Genomic DNA, 22942 nt, shown 5'->3' with positions numbered 1-22942 from the left:
TCGCCGATGGCTTTGAATCCCGACAGCCCTTTGGGCAAATTGATGGCGACGCTGCCGCAGACCGGTCAGGTGACCTGGATCGGCGTGCGTCCGGCGCGTGATGTGGAGATGTTGGAGGTGGACGCCGCGCAGGCCACCACCGGCATCGGGCTGGTCGGCGATCGCTACAAGGGCGGCAGCGGCAAGCGTGGGATCACCTTGATCCAGGCCGAGCATCTGCCGGTGATCGCGGCGCTGGCGGGGCATGCGACGATCGCGCCGGCCACGCTGCGCCGCAATCTGGTGATCGCCGGCATTCCGCTGATCGCATTGAAAGGGCGGCGCTTCCGCATTGGCGATGTCGAGCTGGAAGGCACCGACCCGTGCGACCCATGCTCGCGCATGGAAGACGCGCTGGGCGCGGGCGGCTACAACGCGATGCGTGGACACGGTGGGCTGTGCGCGCGTGTCCTGCGCGGCGGCGTGCTGCGTATTGGCGATACGGTGCAGGCGCTATGAGCCGCGGCCATTGCATTCTGGCGCATGGGTTCGAAAGCGGCCCTGCGGCGCGCAAGGTCAGCGCATTGGCCGAGGTTGCCGACCGCCTGGGGTGGACCCATGAACGCCCGGATTTCACCGATCTTGATGCGCAGCGCGATGTCAGCCCGCTCGGTGACGTGCGCGGACGCCTGCAGCGATTGCTGCAGATCGCACGCGACGCCGCAGGCAAGGGGCCGTTGGTGCTGGTGGGTTCCAGTCTGGGCGCCTATATCGCTGCGCAGGTGTCGCTGCAGGTGCCTACGCGTGGGCTGTTTTTGATGGTGCCGCCAACCACGATGGGCCCGCTGCCGGCGCTGGATGCTGCGCCGGTGCCGATCTCGGTGGTGCATGCCTGGCGCGATGCGCTGATTCCCGCCGCAGACGTGATCGCCTGGGCGCAGGCGCGTCAGGCGCGGCTGTTGCTGGTCGACGATGAGCACGATCTCGCCGCGCATGTGGACACGGCAGCGAACGCGTTCGCCGAACTGTTGCAGCGCCTGTGATGCACGAGGCTGACGACATGCCGCCCACACCGGCCGAGCCGGCGACGGCGGTGCTGATTCGCGAGGCCAGCGACGGCGACACCGCCGCCATCGAGATATTGACCATGGTGGCGTTCATGCGCGCCGAGCACAGCCGTCATGACGAACAGCATGTGATCGCCGCGCTGCGTCATGACGATGCGCTGGCATTGTCATTGGTCGCCGACCACGATGGTTACGTGGTCGGCCATCTGGCAGTGTCGCCGGTGAGCTTGTCCGACGGGTCGTCCGGCTGGTTTGCGCTGGGGCCGTTGGCGGTGGGCCCGGGCCACCAACGCCAGGGCCTGGGTAGCCGTCTGGTGCACGCAGCCCTGGCGACCTTGCGCGAGCGCGGCGCGGCGGGATGCGTTGCCTTTGGCGAACCCGGTTTTTTCCGGCGGTTTGGGTTCGCCGTCGAGCCGGGGCTGAGCGTGCCCGATGCACCGGTATCGGAATTGCAGGCGTTGGCGTTCGGCGACCGGCTGTTGCCACTGGCCGATGTGGCCTATCACCCGGCATTCGGTCTGGGCTGAGTCGCGCGCAGCGCTGCACATGCGTGAACGGATGCAGTCGTGATCCTGCGCACAGGTGGCGCCCGTTCGCTCACCGGCACCCTGCATCGCGCTTTCGGCCGCAGCGCATTGCCGCGTTCGTCACCATGGTCGGCAACAGCGATTGACGCTTGCCAAGGTGAAAAAAGATGCAATGTGACGTGCGACCGATGCCGCCCAGTGAACCGCGTGCCGGCCTGATTTCGCATGCGGGCGATACCTTGCAGGATGATGCGACCTTGCTGGCATCGATCCGGTCGCGACTGCGGCAGGACGCCAGCCGTTCTGCTGCCGAAGTGGAGCGTTTGCTGCAACTGGTCGATGCGCTGTGGGCGATGGAGCTGGGGCGGTTCCTGCTGCGCAATCGTGGGCTCAATGCGGAGTGGACGCATCGGTTGGTCACCTATGAGGCGGGAACCCTGCCTCAGGACACCACGCCGGCACTGGAGTACGAAATTTTCGAGAAGACGCCGGCCGTGCTCGCAACCCGCGAGCGGTTCGGCATCTTCCGTGCGCAATTGCAGTCCTTGTTGCGGCCCGGCATGACGATCGCGTCGGTGCCGTGCGGATGGATGGGCGATGTGTTGAGCCTGGATTACCGGCAGTGCCCGGATGTGCGCTTGATCGGGATCGATCTGGACCCGCAAGCGCTGGACGGTGCGCTGCAGCTGGCACGTCGCTACGGGCTGGAGCAGCAGCTGTCGCTGCGGCTGGAAGACGCCTGGGCGCAGGGCGATGCAGACAGTGCGGACGTGGTGACCAGCAATGGCCTCAATCTCTATGAGCCGGACGATGCGCGGGTGGTCGCGCTCTATCGCGCGTTCTTCCACAGGCTGCGGCCGGGCGGCACGCTGGTGGCGAGTTTCCTGACGCCTCCGCCCAGCCTGTGCGCGGAATCCACGTGGAAGCTGGCGTTGATCGACCAGGCATCGCTGGTGCTGCAGAGCCAGGTCTTCATCGATATCGTCCAGGCGCGCTGGGCATCGTTCCGCACCCATGCGCAAACGCGCGCACAGCTGGAGAGTGCCGGCTTTGCAAGCGTGCGTTTCATCGACGGTCGCGCCAGCATTTTTCCCACTGTGATCGCGCAAAAGCCGATGCATGCCTGAGGGTAACGACGACGCAGCGACTCTCTCGCGGCATGGAGTGTTGGTGCGTTGCCGGCGAGTGTCCGCTGCGTTGGCGCGCGATTGCGGATACCGATAACGCCAGGCGCGCGCGTCGGCGAAGAGCAGCTAACAAAACGACTGCACTCACCGCCAGGCGGACACGGCCGGTGCTCGGTGCGGCATGTGCCACGCGTGCACTGCGGTTCTGAGCGCGCCGTCTGCACCCACCTGACGACTGCACGCTATGTCTTGTTAGCCGCTCCAAGGGGCAGGGCGCACTACAAGCGTGCAGGCGTGCGTTTTCCTGCGGATATCTCGTTGTCGTTGAGCGGATTGTTCGGCGCAGTGATGTTCAGGGGTTTCGGTGCAGCCGCACACCGGCCTACACTTGTGCTGCACCCACTGTTCGAGGATTGGTCCAATGCGCCATTGATGCCGCCGTCGTGATGAAGGCCATACCCGTTGCCGTTCCGTCTGGAACGCGACGTGTCCTGGCATGCAATGGAGGTACTGATGACCTGTCCGTCGTTGACGCTGGAAAGCGTCGCGTTCGTGCTGCCCGATGGCAGCACGCTGTTTTCCGATCTCACCCTGCACATCGATCAGCGCCGCACCGGCCTGGTCGGTCGTAATGGCGTGGGCAAGAGTGTGCTCGGCCGTCTGCTGGCCGGCCAGCTGGCCCCCAGCAGCGGCCGCTGCGTACGCCATGGCAGCGTGCATTACCTGCCGCAGCGCGTGAGCGCGATGCCGGGGCAGCGTATCGCCGATCTGGCCGGGGTCGCGCCGTTGCTGGACGCGCTGGACCGGATCGCCGCCGGGAGCGTGGCGCCTGCCGATTTCGAGCGGGTGGGCGAGCGCTGGAATGCCCACGCCGAGTTCGCCGCAGAGCTCGAGCAGCAAGGGCTGGGGGGCCGCGATCCGCATGGCCCTGCCGCGCATCTGAGTGGCGGCGAAGCCATGCGGGTGGCGCTCGCCGGCGCCTGGCTGACGCAACCGGACCTGCTGATCCTGGATGAACCCAGCAACCATCTGGACGGCCCGCAGCGACAGCGGCTGCTGGCGCAGTTGCAGGCTTGGAAGGGTGGGTTGCTGATCATCAGTCATGAACGGCTGCTGCTGGATGGCATGCAGCGCATCCTGGCGTTATCCGCGCACGGGGTGCGCAGTTATGGCGGCAACTACACCCACTACGCGCAGCAGCACGCACGCGAGCAGCAGGCGGCCGGCGAGCTGCTTGCGCAGCGCAAACAGGCGCGTGCGCACGGCGAACAGGCACTGCGCGAGCAGTACATGCGCCAGCAGCAACGCCAGGCGCGTGGCGCGCGTGCGGCGGCGCAGGCCAATCAGGCGCCGATCCTGCTCGGGGGCCAGCGGCAGCGCAGCGAGGTCAGCGCTGGCCGGCTGCAGCAGCACCGTCATGCCGAACAAACGCGCTTGTCGGAAGCGGTGACGCAGGCCGCAGCCCAGGTGGAGGCCCCACCGGGCATTACGTTGCTGGCACCAGCGACGGCAACAGGCGCGTCGCAACGCCTGGCGACCCTGCAGCAGGTGGAGCTGGCGGATGGGCGGCTGGGTGGGCGACGCGTAGATCTGCTGCTGCACGGCCAGCCCCGCATCGGGCTGGTCGGCCCGAACGGCAGCGGTAAATCCTCGCTGCTGCAGCTGTTGGGCGGGCGCCTGGCGGCACAGGCGGGCAAGTGCGAGGTGCATGTGCCGGTGGCCTATCTGGATCAGGATCTGGGCATGCTCGACCCGGCACGCTCGGCCGCTGCGCAGCTGTGCGATGCCGACCCCGCAGCCGCCGAGCACGCCCAGCGGCTGCGCCTGGCGTTGCTGGGGCTGGACCGCCAGCGTGCCGACCTGCCCACCGGCCAGCTCAGCGGCGGCCAGCGGCTCAAGGCAGCGCTGGCCTGCGCGCTGTATCGGGCCCGGCCGGCGCAGCTGCTGTTGCTGGACGAACCCACCAATCATCTGGATCTGGCCTCCGTCGAGGCGGTCGAGACGCTGCTGCGCAGCTACACCGGCGCGCTGTTGGTGGCCTCGCACGATGCCGCCTTCCTGGACCGCTTGGGCCTGCAGCAGCGGCTGGACACCGGGCAGGCGCAGTGGCGGCTGGGGCCCTGGTGAACCGTGCGGCGGGCCCTGCAGCCGGCGGGGGTGGTAATGCCGGCCGCGATGGCCGACCATTTGCGGCCCATCCACGGCGTCCACGGCACTGCCCACCCGGGCGCCGGCCCGCTGTCCTGCTCCCACGCTCGCCGCCGCGCCAGCGTCTTATCGATACCTGCCTACGTGAAATTCTTCGCATCCTGTGCCAAAGGCCTGGAATACCTGCTTGCCGACGAGCTGCTTGCGCTCGGTGCCAGCAAGGCCACCGCCACCATCTCCGGCGTCAATGTCGAGGGTGAACCGCGCGACGCGCTGCGCGCCGTCATGTGGTCGCGCCTGGCCAGCCGGGTGCTGTGGCCGCTCACCGAGTTCGACTGCCCGGACGAGGACGCGCTGTATGCCGGTGTGTCCGAGTTGCCGTGGGACGAGCACCTGTCGGTGGGCCACACCTTGTCGGTGGATGCGCACGTCTCCGGCACCGCGATCACGCACGCGCGCTATGCCGCACAGCGCATCAAGGATGCGGTGGTCGACACCATGCGCCGGCAGGGGCTGGAACGCCCGTCGGTGGATGTGGAAAGCCCCGACCTGCGGTTGAACCTGTCGCTGCGCAAGGGCCGCGCCACCATCTCGATCGACCTGGGCGGCGGCCCGTTGCACCGGCGCGGTTGGCGCATGGCGCAGAACGAAGCGCCGCTGAAGGAAAACCTGGCTGCTGCCGTCCTGCTGCGCGCCGGCTGGCCGCGCGCATATGCCGATGGCGGCGGCTTGCTGGACCCGATGTGCGGCAGCGGCACGCTGTTGATCGAAGGCGCCTTGATGGCCGCCGACGTCGCGCCCGGCCTGCAGCGCTACGGCAGCGATGTACCCAGCCGTTGGCGCGGGTTCGACCGTGCGGTCTGGCAGCAGCTGGTCGACGAAGCACGCGAACGCGACAGCGCAGGCCGTGCCGCGCTGAAGCAGGTGATCCATGGCAGCGACATGGACCCGCATGCGATCCGCGCCGCCAAGGAGAACGCACAGGTGGCCGGTGTGGCCGAGGCGATCTGGTTCGGCGTGCGCGAGGTCGGCGACCTGCAGACCCCGCCGCAGGCCACCGGTGTGGTGGTCTGCAATCCGCCGTACGACGAACGTCTGGCCGCCGATGCGGCCTTGTATCGCAAGCTTGGCGATACCTTGCAGCGCGTGGTGCCGCAGTGGCGCGCGAGCCTGCTGTGCGGCAATGCCGAACTGGCCTACGCCACTGGCCTGCGCGCGGGCAAGAAATACCAGTTGTTCAATGGCGCGATCGAGTGCGCGTTGATCGTCTGCGACCCGATTGCAGTGCCGCGCCGTACCCCGTTGGCAGCGCCCACCGCGCTCAGCGAAGGAGCGCAGATGGTGGCCAACCGCCTGCGCAAGAACCTGCAGAAATTCAAGAAGTGGCGCGCCCGCGAAGGCATCGAGTGCTTCCGCGTCTACGATGCCGACCTGCCGGAGTATTCCGCTGCCATCGACGTGTATCAGCAAGCCGATGGCGACCGGCGCAGCTTCCTGCATGTGCAGGAATACGCCGCGCCGGCGACCATTCCCGAGGCGGATGTGCGCCGGCGTCTGGGCGAGCTGTTGGCCGCTGCGCGCGAGGTGTTCGAGGTGCCTGCCGAGCGCGTTGCACTGAAGTCGCGCGAGCGTGGCAAGGGCGGCAGCAAGTACGGCCGCTTCGAGCAGCGCAACGAAATCGTCAACGTGCGCGAGCACGGCGCGCTGTTGCGGGTGAACCTGTTCGATTATCTGGACACCGGCCTGTTCCTGGATCATCGCCCGTTGCGCGGCACCATGGCGCAGCAGTCCAAGGGGCGGCGCTTCCTCAACCTGTTCTGCTACACCGGCGTGGCCAGCGTGCAGGCGGCGGTGGCCGGCGCCAGCGCCACGACCAGCGTGGATCTGTCCGGCACCTATCTGCAGTGGTGCGCCGACAACCTGGCCTTGAACGGCCAGGCCGGCAGCAAGCACAAGCTGGTGCAGGCCGATGCGCTGGCCTGGCTGGAAGCCGAGCGCGCGCACTTCGACGTGATCTTCTGCGACCCGCCGACCTTCTCCAACTCCGCGCGCGCCGAGGATTTCGATATCCAGCGCGAGCATGTGCGCTTGCTGCGCGCGGCGGTGGCGCGCCTGGCGCCGGGCGGCGTGCTGTATTTCTCCAACAACTTCCGCCGTTTCAAGCTGGATGAAGAAGCGGTGGCCGAGTTCGCGCAATGCGAGGAAATCAGCCCGCGCACCATCGACCCGGATTTCGAACGCCATGCACGCATCCATCGCGCCTGGCGGTTGACGGCCTGAGCCGAGGCCGGCCGATGTGGCGGTGTGCCGCGTGGCGCCCGCTGCGTGCGTCGCGGTCGCCAGTGGCGCAGCGGCGGCCGCGCGTGCGAGGGCAGGGCGCGCCGCCAACAAGCCCACCACAGCGCTGCGGTATGCTGATTCGCATGCTTTGGAGTCAACGATGACCGCATCACCCCGCATTGCCTTTGTGGCCAGTCACACCGAGCCCGCCGTGAACGCGCGGGCGCGTCTGGTGCAGCGCTACGGCGATCATCCGCTGGAGACCGCCGAGATCGTCTGCGCCCTGGGTGGGGACGGCTTCATGCTGCAGACCCTGCATCGCCACGGTGCCGCCGACAAGCCGGTGTTCGGCATGAAGCTGGGCTCGGTCGGGTTTTTGATGAACCAGTACCGCGACGACGAAGACGACCTGCTGGTGCGCCTGCAACGTGCCGAACCTGCGCATCTGCGGCCGCTGGAAATGCTGGTGCAGACCGAATCCGGCACCAGTGCCGGATCGTTGGCATACAACGAAGTCTCGCTGTTGCGGCAGACCCGCCAGGCCGCGCATCTGAGCGTGGATCTCAATGGCCAGACCCGCATCGCCGAACTGATCGGCGACGGCGTCATGGTCGCAACGCCGGCCGGCAGTACCGCTTACAACTATTCGGCGCACGGGCCGATTCTGCCGCTGGGCTCGCATACGCTGGCACTGACGCCGATTGCGCCGTATCGCCCGCGCCGTTGGCGTGGCGCCATCCTCAAGGCCGATACCGAAGTGCGCTTTCGCGTGCTCGACCCGTACAAGCGTCCGGTCAGCGTCACCGCTGACTCGCACGAAATCCGCGACGTGGTGGAAGTCACCATCCGCGAATCCACCGAGCGCCGCGTCACGTTGCTGTTCGATCCGGAACACAATCTGGAAGAACGCATCTTCAGCGAACAGTTTGCGGTGTGAGGGGCATTCGGGATTGGCAACGGCAAGGGCGCCGCAAGAGCGCTTTAAACGTGTCCGCACACGCTACGATGCTGCACGGATGCCCGATGCAATTCCGCTCTCCTGTTCCTGCTTCTACCGATTCCCGATTCCCCTCTCCCCATTCCCGGCACCCAAATGGCTGACAACTCCCCCAGGTTATTGACCATCGCGGTGACCTCGCGCGCGCTGTTCGATCTTGAAGAAGGCCATGCGCTGTTCGAGGCGAACGGGGTGGAGGCGTATTCGGCGTTCCAGCGCGAGCACGAAGACGACATCCTGCAGCCGGGCGTCGCGTTTCCGGTGGTGCGCAAGCTGTTGGCGCTCAACCACGATGTGCCCGAAGAAACCCCGCGCGTGGAGGTGATTCTGCTGTCGCGCAATTCTGCCGATACCGGGTTGCGCATCTTCAACTCGATCCAGCACTACAACCTGGGCATCGTGCGCGCGACTTTCACGTCTGGTCAGCCCACCTGGCCGTACGTGAAACCGTTTGGTACCGATCTGTTCCTGTCGGCCAATCCGGAGTCGGTACGGCGTGCGCTCACTCACGGCATTGCCGCGGCCACCATCATGCCGCGCGCGGCGGGCGAGCGTGCCGAAGCGGCTGCAGCGATCGTGGACAACGATGAGAGCCGCCTGCCCACGCAGCTGCGCATCGCCTTCGACGGGGACGCGGTGATCTTCGGCGACGAGAGCGAACGCATCTCGCGCGAGCAAGGTGTGGAAGCGTTCGGGCGTCACGAGCGCGAGCGCGCACGCGAACCGCTGTCGGTTGGGCCGTTCCGCAATTTCCTGTCGGCGTTGCATGCGCTGCAGGCGGCGTTTCCTCCCGGCGAAGCGTCGCCGATCCGCACGGCGCTGGTCACCGCGCGTTCGGCGCCTGCGCATGAGCGGGTGATCCGAACCTTGCGCGAGTGGGGCGTGCGCCTGGACGAAGCGCTGTTTCTCGGCGGCCGGCACAAGGGGCCATTTCTGGAAGCGTTTGGCGCAGATATCTTCTTCGACGACTCGCAGCACAACATCGACAGCGCACGCCAGCATCAGCATGTGGCGGCCGGCCACGTGCCGCACGGCGTGGCCAACGATCCGCCGAGCCGATGAGCGAGTCGCCGCAGTCGCCAGCGCGTGCTGGGCTACTGCGGACCTGGCGCACGCTGGAACTGACCTTCACCGACGACACGGTGCAGACCCGCATGTCGCGCTGGGCGCCGCATCGGCTGATGCTGCCGTATACGCGCAGCATGCTGGCTGCGCTGTGGCTGCAACCGCGCCCGGAGTGCATTGGGCTGATCGGCGTGGGGGGCGGTGCGCAGGTGAAGTTCTGCCATCGCTACCTGCGCAGCACGCGTCTGGAAGCGGTGGAAGCCGACCCGCAGGTGCTGGCGTTGCGCGATGCATTCGCCATTCCGCGCGACGACGCGCGGCTGGAGATCACGCTGGGGGATGGCGCCGACTGGATCGGCAACCGCGCCGGACGCTACGACCTGTTATTGCTGGATGCCTACGACGCCCATGGCATTCCGCCGGCTTTGTGCACGCCTCAGTTCTACGCCGATTGTCGCGCGGCCTTGCGCGAGGGCGGGGTGTTGGCGCTGAATCTGTTTCAGGTGCCGATGGCCGAGCATCTGGCGCAGCTGCGAGAGCTGTTCGATGGGTTGGTGCTACTGCTGCCCGAACCGGATCTGCGCAACCAGGTGGTGTTCGCCTGGAACAACCGACGCACACCGGGGACGCCGGACGCCGCGCTGGCCGGGTTGGCATGGTCGGCACGCCGTCAATTGCGGCCGTCGATGCTGCGCTTGCAGGCGGCGTGGCAGGAACGGGCCTGGCGGTTTTCCTGAGGCATTGCGTCCTGCAGGTCCGGCCAACAGCGGCTAACGCAACGTCGCGAGCAGCCGTCAGCTGGGTGTGGACGGCGCGCTCAGAACCGGAGTTCAGCACCAATGGGACACCGGAGTGCAGCACCAAGGGGACATGCCGATGTCGCGCATCGGCCGCGTCCGCCTGCGGCGACGCAGGCGTTTGATTGACCGCATCAGGGATGCGCACATTGGCATCGACGCATCGGACTTTCACGCTACGCGATTACGGCGTTTGCTCGCTCGGTGCGGTCGGCAACGGCAGCTGGATATCGGTCAATCGCCAGCGCAGGCCCTGGCGGGTCAGCACGAAGGTCACCGGTGTACCGTTGGCGGTCTGCGTGGTGGCGGTGAAGCGGCGGGTGGATTCGAAGCGCTGCGTTGCGCCTTGCAGCGGGCGCGCCGGTGCCGGTGCCGCATAGGTGTCGGCGCTGACGGTGTCGCCGATGACGCGGTTCCATACGCTGTGGCCTTGCAGCAGGGCGCCGATGCCCAGCGGGGTGACCAAGGTATCCACGCCGGCGCCGCTGATGCCGCTGGCCAGTTGCAAGGCAAAGCCGCCGAGCAGGCTCGATTGCATGCTGCTGCCGGCCTGACGGATCAGATAATCGTCCAGTTGCGCCTTGAGGTTGACGCGCAGGCTGGGGAAATCCACGTAGCTTTCCAGCTGCGCGGCATCGCGATCGGCAACGGCCTGACTGATGCCGCGGATGGCCAGATACGGCCCCGCCACCACATAACTCGCCAGCAGTACCACGGCCAGCAGCGGCACGATCCACCAGCGCTTTTTCATCGTTCGCACTCCGTTGCCATGCGCGGTGAGGGGAGGGTGTTCGACTGCATCCAGACGGTAGCACCAGGCCGCCGATGGCGCGGCAACGCCGTGGCGCGATATGCCTGCGCCGAAGCTCGCCTCAAAATTCCAGGTCCAGGGCAGCACACAGATAATCCACAAACGGCGCCAGCGTCACCAGGTCTGCCTCGATGGTCTGGCGCAGGCGCGGCCCGGTCATGATGGCGTCGTCCAGATGACGCAGGTACGCCCAGTTGCGGTGCTTGAGATCGTCGATGAACTCGAAATCGTTGGGAAACCCGCGCGGTGCGCGCACCAGTTTTTCGCTGTCGTCCAGGGCGAACTTGCGCCGCAATTTGGGATCGTATGCGGCCGTCTTCCAGCTGCCCGGGTTTTCGAAGATGAACTGCCGCAGCTTGCGTTGCGTGTCCGGCTCCGGGTGCCACAGACCTGCACCGACAAAGCTCTCACCCGGTTGCAGATGAATGTAGAACGACGGTGCCGGCATCTGTCGGCGGCGCTCATGGAACAGGCGCGCGCCCTGCCAGTTCTTGTAGGGCGATTTGTCGTTGGAAAAGCGCGCATCGCGATAGATGCGAAACAGCGAGCCGCCCTGGGTCTTGGGGTCGGCACGATAGTGTTCGCTGACCTCGGCAAGCGCCGGCTGCAGATCGGTGATCAGCTGCAGAAACGGCTGACGCACATGCGCCTCGTACTGGTGGCGATGATCGGCGAACCAGGTCTTGTCGTTGTGGCGGGCCAGGGCGCGCAGGAACTTGAAGCTGGCGTCTGAAAAATAGGTGGTCATAGCGTGCGTTGGAGATCCGAACCCCAGGCGGCGAGCTGGTCGAGCAGGTCTTGCTTGGTAGCATCGTCGGGGTGAGCGAGCCGTAAATCCGCAATCTGCGCGTTGTACTGATCCAGGGTGACTTCGCCCAACCCATGGTCTTCGAGCAGGCGCTTGCGGCGGTACTGGTTCCAGCGTTCCTGCTCGTCGAACGACAGCGTCTGCGGCCAGTTACGTGCGCGATAGCGAAACAGCAGCTCGATCAGGCGTGGGTCGCGAAACCGCGTTTCCAGCGCGCCCAATTCGTCCGGCGCGCTGGCGCGCACCTGTGCAAGCAGTCGCTTGTCGCCTTCGGCCAGAAAACCGTCGTAGAGCGAAGCATCGGCATCATTGACCGCAGCGGCTGCGGCACGTTCGTTGCCGTAGACCTGGCGCACCTTCTCCGCCAGCTGCGGGCCCAGTTCGCGCAGCCGTGCGGCCTTGGCCAGCACCGCATCGGGGTCCACGCCCAGGCGCTGGAAATCCGGCGCGCGCAGATGCTGCCAGGCCACCAGCGCCGGCGACTTGTTCAGATGTACTTCCTTGAGCGGGATGCGCTGCTCACCTTCGGGTAGATCGGCGGCGCGGATATACAGCCGGTCGGCGATCTCGTCCGGGCTCAGCCGCAACAGCACCTCCGGGTCGCCGTCCAGATCGAACACGATCACGCGGCTGTCGATGCGCGGATGTCGCGTCAGCGGCAGCACGGCCGCGGCGCACATGCGCGAGGCAGGGTAGCGCTGCGAAATGTGCAGCACCGGTTCCATCGCAATCACATCGAGCAAGGTGGCGGCAAAGCGTTTGTCGCGCAGGCGCAACGCGTACTCCCACAGCTTGGGTTGATGCTTTTGAAATTTGCGCGCCATGCCGATGGTGGCGTACACGTCGGACAAGGCTTCGTGCGCATCGCCTTCGCGCACTGCGTTGGCATCGGCCAGATGTTCGAGCTTGAACGAGGTGGCGCCGTCCTCGCGCTGCGGCCAGGTGATGCCGTCCGGGCGCAATGCGTGTACCAGCCGCAGCACATCGAGCAGATCCCAGCGCGAATTGCCGCCGCGCCACTCGCGCTCGTAGGGGTCGTAGAAATTGCGGAACAGCCCGCAGCGCACGAATTCGTCGTCGAAGCGGATCGAGTTGTAGCCCAGCGTGCAGGTCTGCGGGCGACTCATCTGCTCGGCGATGCGCGCAAATGCTTCGGCTTCGGTCACGCCTTCGCGCAGCGCGTGCTGCGGGGTGATGCCGGTGACCATGGTGGCGTACGGCGAGGGCAGCAGGTCGTCGGCCGGTTGCACGAAGAAACTGATCGGCTCGTCGATCACGCGCAGTTGCGCGTCGGTGCGCACGGCGGCGAACTGCGCGATGCGGGTGCGGCGCGGGTCCTGGCCGAAGGTTTCCAGGTCGTAGAAGAGAAAGCTGTCAGGCATGCGGGTGCGAGATCCAGATCCGCGGCGCACGGCGTATGCGCCGCCAGTGGCCGTTAGTATCTCTCATCGCAGCGCCGGCGCGCTGAGGCGCAGCTGTGCGCTGGGACAGGCGCCTGCTGTGCGGGTCCGCGTTGGGCGTGTGTTGCGAGCGCGGCGTGAGCGCCTGCGCACAGGGCGCAAACCTGAGCATGATCTTGGCGCGGCCAACGCCACGGGGCGAGCAGTCGTCAGGTGGATGTGGACGGCGCGCTCAGCACCAGCGGGTGCGAATGGTCCATAACGCACCGAGCACTGGCCGCGCCCGCCTGGTGGTGAGCGCAGTCGTTGTCTTGGCCGCTCTCAGTGCGCGCCTTCCAGCGGCTCCAGACGTGCGTGCACCACCGCTTCCAGCGCTGCCCAATCGATACGCGACAGATCGCTGTGCCCGCGCGTGGCCTCGACCAGAATCTCGCGCTGGATGTCGCTGCGTGCCAACGCAATCGAATAGCGCGTGCGCAGGAAGGTCACCATCGTGTAGTGCGGCACGAAACGGGTAGGCCAGCGCGCCTGCAATTGCTGCTCGAGTTCGCGCTGCAGCAGGAAGTCGGCATCGCCGACGCGGTCGCGCATTTCCAGATAGTTTTCCAGCGCCATCTGCTGGATCGCGGCAGCATCGTCGCGGCGTGCGGCTTCGAACGCGGCGAACGCGCTGCCGATGTCATCGTGCGCGTCCATCTGCTCGGCCAACGCCACGCAATCTTCGAAGGCGCAATTCATGCCCTGACCGTGGAACGGCACCATCGCGTGTGCGGCATCGCCGATCAGCAAGGCGCGGTTGTCCAGATGCCAGCGCTCCAGGGTGAGGGTGCCGAGCAGGCCGGGCGGATGTTCTTCCCAGTGTTCTTCGAGTTGCGGAATCAGCGGCAGCGCATCCGGAAAATCGCGTGCGAACAGCGCATGCGCTTCTTCGCCGGTACGGGTGGTGGCAAAGCTCGGGTTGCCTGCGTTGGGCAGGAACAGGGTGACGGTGAAGGTGCCGCCATCGTTGGGCAGCGCGATGCACATGTAGCGCCCACGCGGCCAGATGTGCAGCGCATTGCGCTCGATGCGGAAGCCGCCGCCGGGCAATGGCGGGATTTCCAGTTCCTTGTAAGAGTGATCCAGGAATTCGGTGCGCTCGCCCAACGGCGATTTGCGCTGCATGGCCGCGCGCAGCGCCGAGCCGGCACCGTCGCTGCCGATCAGGCTCTGGAAGTGGATCTCGTGCGGCTGATCGTCGCGGTCATCGATAAACCGCGCGTAGCCGGCGTCGAAATCGACCGTGTGCAGCCGGCGATAGAAATGCACCGATGCGCCGGCCTGTTCGGCCAGATCCAGCAAGGCGATATTCAACGCGGCACGGTGGATCGACCAGATCACTTCGCTGTCGTCGCGGCCGTAGCGCTGCAGCTGCGGTTCGCCCTCGATCGGGTGCACCATGCGGCCGCGCATCATTACCGCCTTGGCCATCACCGCCTCTTCGGCACCGGCCTGACGCAATGCGTGGCGTCCGCGTTCGGCCAGCGCCAGGTTGATCGAGCGGCCGGATTCATAGCCCTTGATGCGCGGGTCGCCGCGCCGTTCGTACACGGTGACCTGCCAGCCGCGACGCGACAGCAGGATGGCAAGCAGGCAACCGGCCAGGCCGGCGCCGATCAGGGTCAGGGAGCGAGGGGAGACGGGGCTCAATGCAATGTCCGGCAGCGGCCGGATGCGGGAGCCGGCAAAAGTGAGGAAAGAAGCAGTTGGCTATAGCGCGCCTGCGTTGCCGAAGGCGCGCTCGGAGTGTACGTGGGCGTCTGCGGGTTTCGCGTGTGCCTGCCACGTGACCGGTAGCGATGCAGTCAGCGTGCGGCGCTCAACCGGCGGCCCAGGCTTCCACCTGCTCCACAAAGGTGTGCAGATCGCTGAAACGGTTGTACAGCGGCACCGGCGCGATGCGGATCACGTCCGGTTCGCGCCAGTCGCCAAGCACGCCGGCCGCATGCAGATGCTCGAACAACGCGCGCCCTTGCACGCGTCCGCCGGCCACCCGCAACGACAGCTGGCAGCCGCGCTGCTCGGGTTGCGCCGGGGTGACGATCTGCAACACCTGTGGCACGCGTGCGTGAATCAGCTGTTCCAGATGTCCGGTGAGCTGCTCGGACTTGGCGCGCAGCGCAGCCATGCCGGCCTGGTCGAACAGCTCCAGCGATGCACGCAGCGGTGCCAGCGCCAGTACCGGTGGGTTGCTCAGCTGCCAGCCTTCGGCGCCCGGCGAGGGCACGAACTGCGGATCCATGCGGAAGCGGGTCTGCTGCTCGTGTCCCCACCAGCCGGCCATGCGCGGCAGATCGCTATTGGCATGGCGCGCGTGCACAAAACAGCCACCCACCGCGCCGGGTCCGGCATTGAGATATTTGTAATGGCACCACACTGCAAAATCGACGCCATCGTCGTGCAGGGTCAGCGGTATGTTGCCGACCGCATGTGCCAGATCGAAGCCCACCGCTGCGCCTTGCGCGCGTGCCAGTCGCGCAATTTCGCCTAGATCGAAGGCCTGGCCGGTGCGGTACTGGATGCCGGGCCATAGCACCAATGCCAGACGCGAACCGTGCGTGGCGATGGCATTGGCAATGGTGGCCATCGACAACGTGCCGTTGGGCTCATCGGCGTCCACTTCGATCAACTGCGTGGCCGGATCCAGCCCGTGCAGGCGCAACTGCGATTCCACCGCATGGCGGTCGGACGGAAATGCGCCGGCTTCGATCAGGATCGCGCCGCGCTCGGGCGTGGGGCGATAAAAGCTCGCCATCATCAGATGCAGATTGACGCTGAGGGTGTTCATCGCCACCACTTCGCCCGGTTGCGCGCCGACCACGCGCGCCAGAGCGTCGCGCACCAGTTGGTGATAGGTCAGCCATTGGGTGGGGCCGGTGAAGTGGCCTTCCACCGCAAGCGCGCCCCAGTGATCGAGCACTTCGCTCACCATCGCGCGTGCCCGACGCGGTTGCAGGCCCAGCGAATTGCCGACGAAATAGGTCTGATCCCGGCCATCGTGCTGCGGGAACACAAAGGCGTCGCGCAGGCTGCGCAGCGGGTCGGCGGCATCCAGCGCCACGGCGTGGGAACGGGACAGCGGGTCGGTGGTCATCGGGCTCGCGTGCTTTGGATCGATGCCGCAGTTTACCTTCCGGCACCTTGCGCGCCGTCATGCACCGCAGGCGTCTCGGTCGAGGCCGGTCGGGCAGGGCGCAGCAGATGAGTGAGCGTACCGATGCTGTCGGTGACGCGGTCGATGGTGTCGGCAAGCGCGGCGGCGGTTGGCGAACCATCCGGCAGCGCGGCCAACGCGTCGGAGAGTTTGCGCTCGGCGCTGCGTAGCGTGGCTGCAGCCGGCGTGCCGCCGTTGCTCAGGCACGTGATCAGCTCGGCCAACGCCCGGTCGGCGTCATCGGCGAAGGCGGGCAGTGCGTCCAGCGACGGCAACGGGTGACCATCGCGCAGCACCGCCTCCAACAGCAGCGTGGCGCGGATCAGCCGGTTGCCATTGGCCAGCAGCGATTCGGCCAGCTTGAGCTCGTGCAGATTGCGGCGGCTGCGTGGCTCGCCGCGCAGGCGTTCGATCGATGCCTGCGCATTGGTGCGCGCCACGCGTGCGGCGGCGCGGCTGTCGCTCAGCCGATCCATCTGGCCCAGCAACAGGTTGTGCAGATGCTCGCGATAGGCCGTGAGCAACTGCGCCAGCGAGGCGCGGATATGCCGGCGCTCGCGCGTCGGCCATAGCGCGTAGGCGATCAGCGCCAGTGCGCTACCGGCCACGGTGGCCTGCAGCCGCGCACCGACCGCCTCACCGGGCGTCATGCCTTCGAAGGACAGCAGCAGCACCAGCATGCCGGTGAGAAACGCCACGCCGATGCCGTAGTTCACTTGAGTCAATAAGCGAAAACCCAGGCAGAACAGCGCCAGCAAGGCCATGCGGATACCGGCGCCATCCATCGCAAAATGGGCCAGCAGTGTGGCCACCAACAAACCGATGAAGGTGCCGGCCACGCGCAAGGCGCCAAAGCTGAACGTGCCGCCGAAATCCGGTTTGAGCACGATGGCGGTGGTCATCGGAATCCAGAAACCGTGCGGAATCTGTTGCCAGCGTTGGAAGGCGATGGCCAGTGCCAGACACACGCCGCAGCGCAGCGCATGCCGGAACGCCACCGACGACAGATCCAGGTTTGCCCGCAATGTCGCCCAGGTCGCGGCCGGGCGCAGCGCTGCCGGTAGCCGCGCTTCGGCTAATTGCGCTTGGATTTCGCCGCGGCTGCTGGCCCAGTGCGCGTTGCGGATCAACGCGCGCAACTGCCCGCCCAATCCCTGCGCGCGGGCCACCGCCACACGCACCAGCCGGCGCTCGCGGGTATCGGCGTTGTCGTGCTGAAACTGTGCCAGCGCGCCGACCAGATCGTCGAAGCCGGTCATCGACGCGTTGGCCGCCACCGGATCCTCGCCTACTGTCATGGTGTGGGCCAGCTGCTCCAGCACGATGGCGCTGCGTTCGAGCACGCGCTCGATCGCCGGGCGCGCCTGCGAGTCGGTCAGGCGGGTGTCCGCATCGGCCAACGACAGCAGCTCCAGCCGCACGCGGTCGCAGAGCTCGGCAATGATGCGAAAGCTCTGCACCGCGATCGCGCGTGAGCGGTGTTCGCCGTGCAGCATCACCATGGCATCCAGCACTTCCTGGGTTGCCGGCGGTGCCGCGCTGGCTTCCGGGCGTTGCCGTGCGATTGCTGCCAACTGGCGCATCAGGTCGGCGAGCGCAAAGCGTTCCGGGCGATACCGTTGCAAGGGCCAGGCCGCCAGGGCCAGCAACACCTGCAGCAGGCCACCGGCAAAAATCAGCGCAGCCACGCCGGGCGCCTGTTCCACCGGCAGCCGCATGTCTGCACTCACCACCAGCAGGATCATGCTGGTCAGGCCAACCCGCGCCGCAACCGGGCCCAGCGCCACCAGCAGGCCACCACCCAGGCCGAGCAGTAGCCCGGCGATCACCAGGGCAGGCGTGTTGTGACCGACCCACACGCCCAACAAGGCCGCCAGGCCAGCTGCCAGGGCCGCCATCAACATGCGTTGCAAGCGCGCGCGGTAGGGCCCGGGTTGATCGGAAAACATGGTGTTGAGCGCGCCGCTGCAGACCGCCAAGCCTGCGGCGACATGCCCGGTGGCCACGCCGATCGCCAGCGGCAGTACGACCGCTGCGGTGTTGCGCAAGGCCACGCGCAGCGGCACATCGCGCGGCTTGAGGTCGATCAGTGCGCGCAGCATGCTGCGTGCTTGTGTGGGTGCGGCCGGCGTGTGCATTGCATGCGCTGGCGCCAGCGCAACTCAGGCATCGACTGCAACATAGCGCTCCGGCGCAGGATGCAAATGCCCGCACTGCGTGCAGGTCCGCAGTGCCAGCGAGCGATAGAAGTGATCGAACACCGGCGGGAAGTCGGTTTCGATATTGCCTAGCGGAAACATCGCCTCATACAGCTTGTGATTGCACTGCGGGCAGTACCACTGCAGCCCGTCCTGTTCGTGCGGCAGACGTTCGCGCTCGATGACCAGGCCGATCGAACCGGCGGCGCGCTGCGGCGAATGCGGCACCTTCGGCGGCAGCAGAAAGATCTCGCCGGCGCGGATCGGGATGTCGCGTTGCACGCCCGCATCCTGCACCTTCAGCACCATCTCGCCTTCGAGCTGGAAAAACCACTCCGGGCCTTCGTCGTAGTGATAGTCGGTGCGCGCGTTGGGCCCGCCGACAATCATGATGATGAAGCCATCCTGCTGGATGCACTTGTTGCCGACCGGCGGTTTGAGCAGGTGGCGGTATTGCTCGATCCAGGCATGCAGGTTGATCGGCGGGACCAGCATCGACATTCCTCGGCGAAGAAGGCCTCCAGCATAGCCAACCGCGACGCCGATGGGCGCCGCGGTCGGTCAAACATGCAGCGCCGACTCAGCGTTCGGCGTGATCGGCCTGAATTTTCGTCAGTGCCGCGTCGTAACGCTCCTGCAGCAGATCGGCGCGGTCGATGGACATGCCCAGATCGTGCGCATGGCCGTCGCGCAGGCTGTAGACCCAGCCATGCACGCACAACTCCTGCCCACGCTCCCACGCATCGCGCACGATGGTGGTGCGGCAGACGTTGACCACCTGTTCCAGCACGTTGAGCTCGCACAGCCGCGCATGCTGCACCGGCAGATCGCCGGCATCGTGCAGGCAGGCTTCGTGCTTGTCGGCCACATCGGTGACGTGGCGGATCCAGTTGTCGACCAGGCCCATGCGCTTCTGGGTCAGGCTGGCGAACACACCGCCGCACCCGTAATGGCCCACCACCAGAATGTGCTTGACCTTGAGCACGTCGACGGCGAACTGGATCACCGACAGGCAGTTCAAATCGCTATGCACCACCACATTGGCGATATTGCGGTGCACGAACACTTCGCCCGGTGCCATGTCGATGATCTGATTGGCCGGCACACGCGAGTCGGAGCAGCCGATCCACAGATATTCCGGGGTCTGCTGCGTCGACAGTTTGGAGAAAAATTCCGGGTCTTCGCGACGGATACGCTCGGACCAGGCACGGTTGTTTTCAAGTAAATGGTTGAGCTCGTTCATGCGCGCAGTATTCCAGATGACGACGGGGAGGAAGCAAGCCAGAGGCGGGTCATAAAGCGGTGGTGCAGCAACGCGAACGCAATGACAAGGCGATCAGCTCTGGCGCGCACGCAACGCATTGCGCATCAGTGCGGCCACGTCCTGCGCATCGCTTGAACGTTGCTGCTCCAGCGCATCGGCTACCGCTGCAACATTGCCGGCCGGGTGGTTCTGGCTGAGCTTGAAGGTGAGTTCGATGCGGCTTGGCACGAAGCGGAAGCCGATCAGCCCACGCAATTGCCGACTATGGCTGTCGCGCTCCATCTCGAACTGCCAGTCGCTGCCGATGCGTTGCTCGAAGTGGGTGCTCATCCGGCCGATCAACTCGCCCACCGCGTCTTCATCGGCAAGCTCGGTGCATTGCCCATGCAGATGCGCGATGGCGTAATTCCAGGTCGGCACGCGCGCGGCCGCTTCCTTGTCCAGATACCAACCGGGCGATACATAGGCATGCGGCCCCTGCACGACAATCACTGCATCGCCCACATGGCGCGCTTGCGGATTGGGGCGTGCCCAGTGGCCCTCGATGAGCACCTGCTGATCGTCGCGCCGATACAGCACCGGTAGGTGCGAGATGGCTGGTTGTCCGTCGTCGCTCTGACTGATCAGGGTGACGAACGGGTCACGCGCCAGCAGCCAGTCCAGCAGCGCCAGATCGGTCTGTGCGAACGCGCGCGGTGCGTACATCTCAGGCGCGGCCGCCCATGGTCACCACCATGCGCTCGCGCAGGTCGGCATCGTTATCGCCGCGCGGTGGCGACACCTCATGCAGCGAAAACCCGCGGATCAGCGCATCTTCTTCGTCCAGCCCGTCCAATGCCACAAATTCTGCATCGAACAAGGCCGCACGTGCGGTGTCTTCGCTGTCGTAGGCCAACGTCTTGCCATCGCTGTCCAGCACTTCGGCAGTGCCGGCTTCCTTGATGCGCAGGCGCGCCCAGATCAGCGTACGGCCGATGGTGGCCAGCCACCACTGATCGCGGCCGTCGGAGCTGTGTGCTGCGTCGATGTCGATGATGTTCATGCAAGTACCTTGGAAAGCAGCCCGAGCAGGGCCGCCATGCCCAGGCCGAAAAAAATGGTCAGCAGCGACAGCCAGGCGGGTGTGGCCAGACCGGACAGCGCATTGTCGCGGTAGCTGCGGTAGCGGCGCGCCAACAACCAGCGCCACGCGGTCGGGCTGATGAAGGCCGGGTCGCCGAAGCTGGCCAACACATCAGAGTGCCGGTCGCGCAGGTGCACCAGGGTCAGCGGCCAGAAGATCAGCAACGCGGTCAGCCCGGCAACGGCGACACCGACAAAACACAGCGCGAAGAACAGGGTCATGTGCGGGACTCGGCAGGCGGAGCATCGAAGCGGGCAATGATCGTGATGAGGCCGACGATCGCCTCGTTGAATGTGTCCAGGTCTTCGGCCGGAATCCACCACTCGGTGTGATGGGCGCCGCCGACTTTTTGAATGGCGTACTGGTTGACGACCGCGGCGAGCACATCGAACTGCGCCACATAGCCCACGCCGCTGTCCTTGACGTTCCAGCGTGATGCGATTTCTTCGGCATAGCGCTGATTGGTGACCGGATAGAAGATCGGCTGCTCCGGCAATCGCGGTGGCCAGCGGCGGAAGCCGGAGTCACGCACCAGGGCGTATTCCTCCGGCCCCAACGGGCGATACATCGTGACGGTGGCCGCCTCCGTGCTCACTCAGAACTCCGCGCTGCCCGGCGCGCGCGGGTAGGGGATGGCGTCGCGGATGTTGCTCAGCCCGCACACGTACACCACCAGGCGCTCGAACCCCAGGCCGAAACCGGCATGCGGCACCGAACCATAGCGACGGAAATCGCGGTACCAGCTGTAGTGCTCCTTATCCAGACCGAACTGCGCCATGCGCGCATCCAGCACATCCAGGCGTTCTTCGCGCTGGCTGCCGCCAATGATTTCGCCGATGCCCGGCGCCAGCACATCCATTGCCGCCACGGTCTTGCCGTCGTCGTTCAGGCGCATGTAGAACGCCTTGATGTGCTCGGGATAATTGGTCACCACCACCGGGCGGCCGATATGCTCTTCGGTCAGCCAGCGTTCGTGCTCGGTCTGCAGGTCCAGGCCCCATTCGACCGGGAAGTCGAACTTCTTGCCGGAGTTCTGCAACAGCTTCACCGCCTCGGTGTAATCGATCTGCTCGAACGGCGCATTGATGAAGGCTTCCAGCTTGCTGATCGCGTTCTTGTCCACGCGCTCGGCCAGGAAAGCCAGATCGTCGCCACGCTCGTCCAGCACCGCGCGGAACAGGTATTTCAGGAACTGCTCGGCCAGCCGCGCATCTTCGGCCAGGTCGGCGAAGGCGATTTCCGGCTCGATCATCCAGAACTCGGCCAGGTGGCGCGTGGTGTGGCTGTTTTCTGCGCGGAACGTCGGCCCGAAGGTGTAGACCTTGCTTAGCGCCAGGCAATACGCCTCCACGTTGAGCTGGCCGGACACGGTGAGGAAGGTTTCCTTGCCGAAGAAGTCGCGGCTGAAATCCACGTTGCCCTTGGCATCGCGCGGCAGGTTGACCATGTCCAGCGTGGAAACGCGGAACATCTGCCCGGCGCCCTCGGCATCGGAGGTGGTGATGATCGGCGTGCTGATCCAGTTGAAGCCGTTCTGGTGGAAGAAACGGTGCACCGCCTGCGCTAGGCAGTTGCGGATGCGTGTCACCGCGCCGAACAGATTGGTGCGCGGGCGCAGATGCGCCACTTCGCGCAGGAATTCCGGCGTCATCGGCTTGGGCTGGATCGGGTAGGTGAGCGGGCCTTCGACCCAACCCACGATTTCGACAGCGCTGGCCTGGATCTCGAACGACTGGCCCTTGCCCTGCGACTTCACCAGCACACCCTTGGCGATCAGCGAGCAGCCGCTGGTCAGGCGCTTGATCTCGTCGAAATTGGGCAGCGTGTCGTTGGCCACCACCTGGATCGGAGCGAAGCACGAGCCATCGGTCACGTTGATGAAGGCCAGTCCGGCAGATCCGCGCAGCGTGCGCACCCACCCCCGTACCGTGACTTCGCCGCCGTCGGGGAGCTTGCCCGCAAGCGCATGTTCAACGCTGACCACCGTCATGACTGTTCCTCGCCGTAGCGACCTTGAATGGTCTGCGAGTTTACTGGCTGCGACCGCGCTGGCGCGAGCACCTGAACAGGCGTGGTGGCGCAGCGGCTTGCGTGCCCGCGTGGCCGGCCCCATCTGGACTGCATGCCGATCCACTGGTCGGCCCCTATACTTGACGCC

21 protein-coding genes, 3 other RNA genes and 1 pseudogene are annotated in these 22942 nt (G+C 66.1%); 10 read left to right on the top strand and 15 right to left on the bottom strand.

Going from position 1 to position 22942, the window contains the following annotated elements:
* Window positions 1-6: 6 nt before the first annotated feature.
* From ABQZ00_RS11940 to ABQZ00_RS11895, 10 genes are all read left to right on the top strand, one after another.
* Window positions 7-498, top strand: a complete 492-nt coding sequence (locus tag ABQZ00_RS11940; RefSeq protein WP_055844720.1) for an MOSC domain-containing protein — start codon at window positions 7-9, stop codon at window positions 496-498.
* Entirely contained in the window at window positions 495-1022 is a 528-nt protein-coding gene (locus tag ABQZ00_RS11935; protein ID WP_323538235.1) for an alpha/beta fold hydrolase, read from the top strand. Before ABQZ00_RS11940 ends, ABQZ00_RS11935 begins: the two co-directional genes overlap by 4 nt.
* Window positions 1022-1573, top strand: coding sequence for a GNAT family N-acetyltransferase (locus ABQZ00_RS11930; protein WP_503064275.1), 552 nt, complete (start codon window positions 1022-1024; stop codon window positions 1571-1573). Before ABQZ00_RS11935 ends, ABQZ00_RS11930 begins: the two co-directional genes overlap by 1 nt.
* Before the next feature lie 167 nt (window positions 1574-1740).
* Window positions 1741-2700 carry an SAM-dependent methyltransferase gene (locus tag ABQZ00_RS11925; protein WP_323538236.1) on the top strand — a complete coding sequence of 320 codons (960 nt, stop codon included), beginning with the start codon at window positions 1741-1743 and terminating at the stop codon, window positions 2698-2700.
* A 181-nt stretch (window positions 2701-2881) separates the two neighbouring features.
* A non-coding RNA gene (locus ABQZ00_RS11920) (sX9 sRNA) lies at window positions 2882-2958 on the top strand.
* 255 nt (window positions 2959-3213) lie between these two features.
* Window positions 3214-4827, top strand: a complete 1614-nt coding sequence (locus tag ABQZ00_RS11915; protein ID WP_323538361.1) for an ABC-F family ATP-binding cassette domain-containing protein — start codon at window positions 3214-3216, stop codon at window positions 4825-4827.
* Window positions 4828-4992: 165 nt separating this feature from the next.
* A complete protein-coding gene (rlmKL, locus tag ABQZ00_RS11910; protein ID WP_055844711.1) occupies window positions 4993-7128 on the top strand; it encodes a bifunctional 23S rRNA (guanine(2069)-N(7))-methyltransferase RlmK/23S rRNA (guanine(2445)-N(2))-methyltransferase RlmL in 2136 nt (711 codons plus the stop codon).
* Window positions 7129-7288: 160 nt separating this feature from the next.
* Complete coding sequence (locus tag ABQZ00_RS11905) at window positions 7289-8065, top strand: NAD kinase (RefSeq protein ID WP_115527524.1); 777 nt, start codon at window positions 7289-7291, stop codon at window positions 8063-8065.
* A gap of 156 nt (window positions 8066-8221) precedes the next feature.
* Window positions 8222-9187 carry a 5'-nucleotidase gene (locus ABQZ00_RS11900; RefSeq protein ID WP_323538237.1) on the top strand — a complete coding sequence of 322 codons (966 nt, stop codon included), beginning with the start codon at window positions 8222-8224 and terminating at the stop codon, window positions 9185-9187.
* A complete protein-coding gene (locus ABQZ00_RS11895; protein ID WP_323538238.1) occupies window positions 9184-9927 on the top strand; it encodes a spermine/spermidine synthase domain-containing protein in 744 nt (247 codons plus the stop codon). The genes ABQZ00_RS11900 and ABQZ00_RS11895 overlap by 4 nt, the downstream gene beginning before the upstream one ends.
* A gap of 31 nt (window positions 9928-9958) precedes the next feature.
* Here the strand turns inward: ABQZ00_RS11895 and ABQZ00_RS11890 are convergent.
* The 15 genes and pseudogenes from ABQZ00_RS11890 to asnS form a co-directional block, all read right to left on the bottom strand.
* A non-coding RNA gene (locus tag ABQZ00_RS11890) (sX9 sRNA) lies at window positions 9959-10031 on the bottom strand.
* Window positions 10032-10171: 140 nt separating this feature from the next.
* Complete coding sequence (locus ABQZ00_RS11885; RefSeq protein WP_323538239.1) at window positions 10172-10738, bottom strand: DUF2939 domain-containing protein; 567 nt, start codon at window positions 10736-10738, stop codon at window positions 10172-10174.
* A gap of 121 nt (window positions 10739-10859) precedes the next feature.
* A complete protein-coding gene (locus ABQZ00_RS11880; RefSeq protein WP_055844695.1) occupies window positions 10860-11546 on the bottom strand; it encodes a DUF2461 domain-containing protein in 687 nt (228 codons plus the stop codon).
* Window positions 11543-12988 carry an exodeoxyribonuclease I gene (gene sbcB / locus ABQZ00_RS11875; protein WP_323538240.1) on the bottom strand — a complete coding sequence of 482 codons (1446 nt, stop codon included), beginning with the start codon at window positions 12986-12988 and terminating at the stop codon, window positions 11543-11545. The genes ABQZ00_RS11880 and sbcB overlap by 4 nt, the downstream gene beginning before the upstream one ends.
* Before the next feature lie 201 nt (window positions 12989-13189).
* Window positions 13190-13266: non-coding RNA, sX9 sRNA (locus ABQZ00_RS11870), on the bottom strand.
* 61 nt (window positions 13267-13327) lie between these two features.
* Window positions 13328-14695 carry an FAD-dependent oxidoreductase gene (locus ABQZ00_RS11865; RefSeq protein ID WP_115559788.1) on the bottom strand — a complete coding sequence of 456 codons (1368 nt, stop codon included), beginning with the start codon at window positions 14693-14695 and terminating at the stop codon, window positions 13328-13330.
* Window positions 14696-14864: 169 nt separating this feature from the next.
* Window positions 14865-16139 carry a kynureninase gene (gene kynU / locus ABQZ00_RS11860; protein ID WP_323538241.1) on the bottom strand — a complete coding sequence of 425 codons (1275 nt, stop codon included), beginning with the start codon at window positions 16137-16139 and terminating at the stop codon, window positions 14865-14867.
* 32 nt (window positions 16140-16171) lie between these two features.
* A complete protein-coding gene (locus tag ABQZ00_RS11855; RefSeq protein WP_323538242.1) occupies window positions 16172-18301 on the bottom strand; it encodes an FUSC family protein in 2130 nt (709 codons plus the stop codon).
* Window positions 18302-18361: 60 nt separating this feature from the next.
* A complete protein-coding gene (locus ABQZ00_RS11850; protein ID WP_115528254.1) occupies window positions 18362-18892 on the bottom strand; it encodes a 3-hydroxyanthranilate 3,4-dioxygenase in 531 nt (176 codons plus the stop codon).
* An 85-nt stretch (window positions 18893-18977) separates the two neighbouring features.
* Window positions 18978-19640: a carbonate dehydratase gene (gene can, locus ABQZ00_RS11845; RefSeq protein ID WP_055844683.1), complete on the bottom strand. Its 663-nt coding sequence runs from the start codon at window positions 19638-19640 to the stop codon at window positions 18978-18980.
* 93 nt (window positions 19641-19733) lie between these two features.
* Complete coding sequence (locus ABQZ00_RS11840; RefSeq protein WP_323538243.1) at window positions 19734-20366, bottom strand: FMN-binding negative transcriptional regulator; 633 nt, start codon at window positions 20364-20366, stop codon at window positions 19734-19736.
* Window position 20367: 1 nt separating this feature from the next.
* Window positions 20368-20703, bottom strand: a complete 336-nt coding sequence (locus tag ABQZ00_RS11835) for a hypothetical protein (protein WP_115512033.1) — start codon at window positions 20701-20703, stop codon at window positions 20368-20370.
* Window positions 20700-21005 (bottom strand): hypothetical protein, encoded by a 306-nt coding sequence (locus ABQZ00_RS11830; protein WP_323538244.1) that lies wholly within the window; start codon window positions 21003-21005, stop codon window positions 20700-20702. The genes ABQZ00_RS11835 and ABQZ00_RS11830 overlap by 4 nt, the downstream gene beginning before the upstream one ends.
* A pseudogene (locus ABQZ00_RS11825) lies at window positions 21002-21402 on the bottom strand (ADP-ribosylation/crystallin J1); the annotation flags it as partial. The pseudogene ABQZ00_RS11825 and the gene ABQZ00_RS11830, both read right to left, overlap by 4 nt.
* Window positions 21380-22774 (bottom strand): asparagine--tRNA ligase, encoded by a 1395-nt coding sequence (gene asnS, locus ABQZ00_RS11820; RefSeq protein WP_323538245.1) that lies wholly within the window; start codon window positions 22772-22774, stop codon window positions 21380-21382. The pseudogene ABQZ00_RS11825 and the gene asnS, both read right to left, overlap by 23 nt.
* Window positions 22775-22942 lie beyond the last annotated feature (168 nt).

The sequence above is a fragment of the Xanthomonas sp. WHRI 10204 genome, assembly GCF_040202875.1.
Classification (GTDB): Bacteria; Pseudomonadota; Gammaproteobacteria; order Xanthomonadales; family Xanthomonadaceae; genus Xanthomonas.
This window is presented reverse-complemented; position numbering and strand designations above follow the sequence as displayed.

Bases quoted from the DNA above. Each gene is read 5' to 3' on its own strand.
- ABQZ00_RS11940 (WP_055844720.1), top strand. From the start codon at position 7: ATGGCTTTGAATCCCGACAGCCCTTTGGGCAAATTGATGGCGACGCTG.
- ABQZ00_RS11935 (WP_323538235.1), top strand. From the start codon at position 495: ATGAGCCGCGGCCATTGCATTCTGGCGCATGGGTTCGAAAGCGGCCCT.
- ABQZ00_RS11930 (WP_503064275.1), top strand. From the start codon at position 1,022: ATGCACGAGGCTGACGACATGCCGCCCACACCGGCCGAGCCGGCGACG.
- ABQZ00_RS11925 (WP_323538236.1), top strand. From the start codon at position 1,741: ATGCAATGTGACGTGCGACCGATGCCGCCCAGTGAACCGCGTGCCGGC.
- ABQZ00_RS11915 (WP_323538361.1), top strand. From the start codon at position 3,214: ATGACCTGTCCGTCGTTGACGCTGGAAAGCGTCGCGTTCGTGCTGCCC.
- ABQZ00_RS11905 (WP_115527524.1), top strand. From the start codon at position 7,289: ATGACCGCATCACCCCGCATTGCCTTTGTGGCCAGTCACACCGAGCCC.
- ABQZ00_RS11900 (WP_323538237.1), top strand. From the start codon at position 8,222: ATGGCTGACAACTCCCCCAGGTTATTGACCATCGCGGTGACCTCGCGC.
- ABQZ00_RS11895 (WP_323538238.1), top strand. From the start codon at position 9,184: ATGAGCGAGTCGCCGCAGTCGCCAGCGCGTGCTGGGCTACTGCGGACC.
- ABQZ00_RS11885 (WP_323538239.1), bottom strand. From the start codon at position 10,738: ATGAAAAAGCGCTGGTGGATCGTGCCGCTGCTGGCCGTGGTACTGCTG.
- ABQZ00_RS11880 (WP_055844695.1), bottom strand. From the start codon at position 11,546: ATGACCACCTATTTTTCAGACGCCAGCTTCAAGTTCCTGCGCGCCCTG.
- sbcB (WP_323538240.1), bottom strand. From the start codon at position 12,988: ATGCCTGACAGCTTTCTCTTCTACGACCTGGAAACCTTCGGCCAGGAC.
- kynU (WP_323538241.1), bottom strand. From the start codon at position 16,139: ATGACCACCGACCCGCTGTCCCGTTCCCACGCCGTGGCGCTGGATGCC.
- ABQZ00_RS11855 (WP_323538242.1), bottom strand. From the start codon at position 18,301: ATGCTGCGCGCACTGATCGACCTCAAGCCGCGCGATGTGCCGCTGCGC.
- ABQZ00_RS11850 (WP_115528254.1), bottom strand. From the start codon at position 18,892: ATGCTGGTCCCGCCGATCAACCTGCATGCCTGGATCGAGCAATACCGC.
- can (WP_055844683.1), bottom strand. From the start codon at position 19,640: ATGAACGAGCTCAACCATTTACTTGAAAACAACCGTGCCTGGTCCGAG.
- ABQZ00_RS11840 (WP_323538243.1), bottom strand. From the start codon at position 20,366: ATGTACGCACCGCGCGCGTTCGCACAGACCGATCTGGCGCTGCTGGAC.
- ABQZ00_RS11835 (WP_115512033.1), bottom strand. From the start codon at position 20,703: ATGAACATCATCGACATCGACGCAGCACACAGCTCCGACGGCCGCGAT.
- ABQZ00_RS11830 (WP_323538244.1), bottom strand. From the start codon at position 21,005: ATGACCCTGTTCTTCGCGCTGTGTTTTGTCGGTGTCGCCGTTGCCGGG.
- asnS (WP_323538245.1), bottom strand. From the start codon at position 22,774: ATGACGGTGGTCAGCGTTGAACATGCGCTTGCGGGCAAGCTCCCCGAC.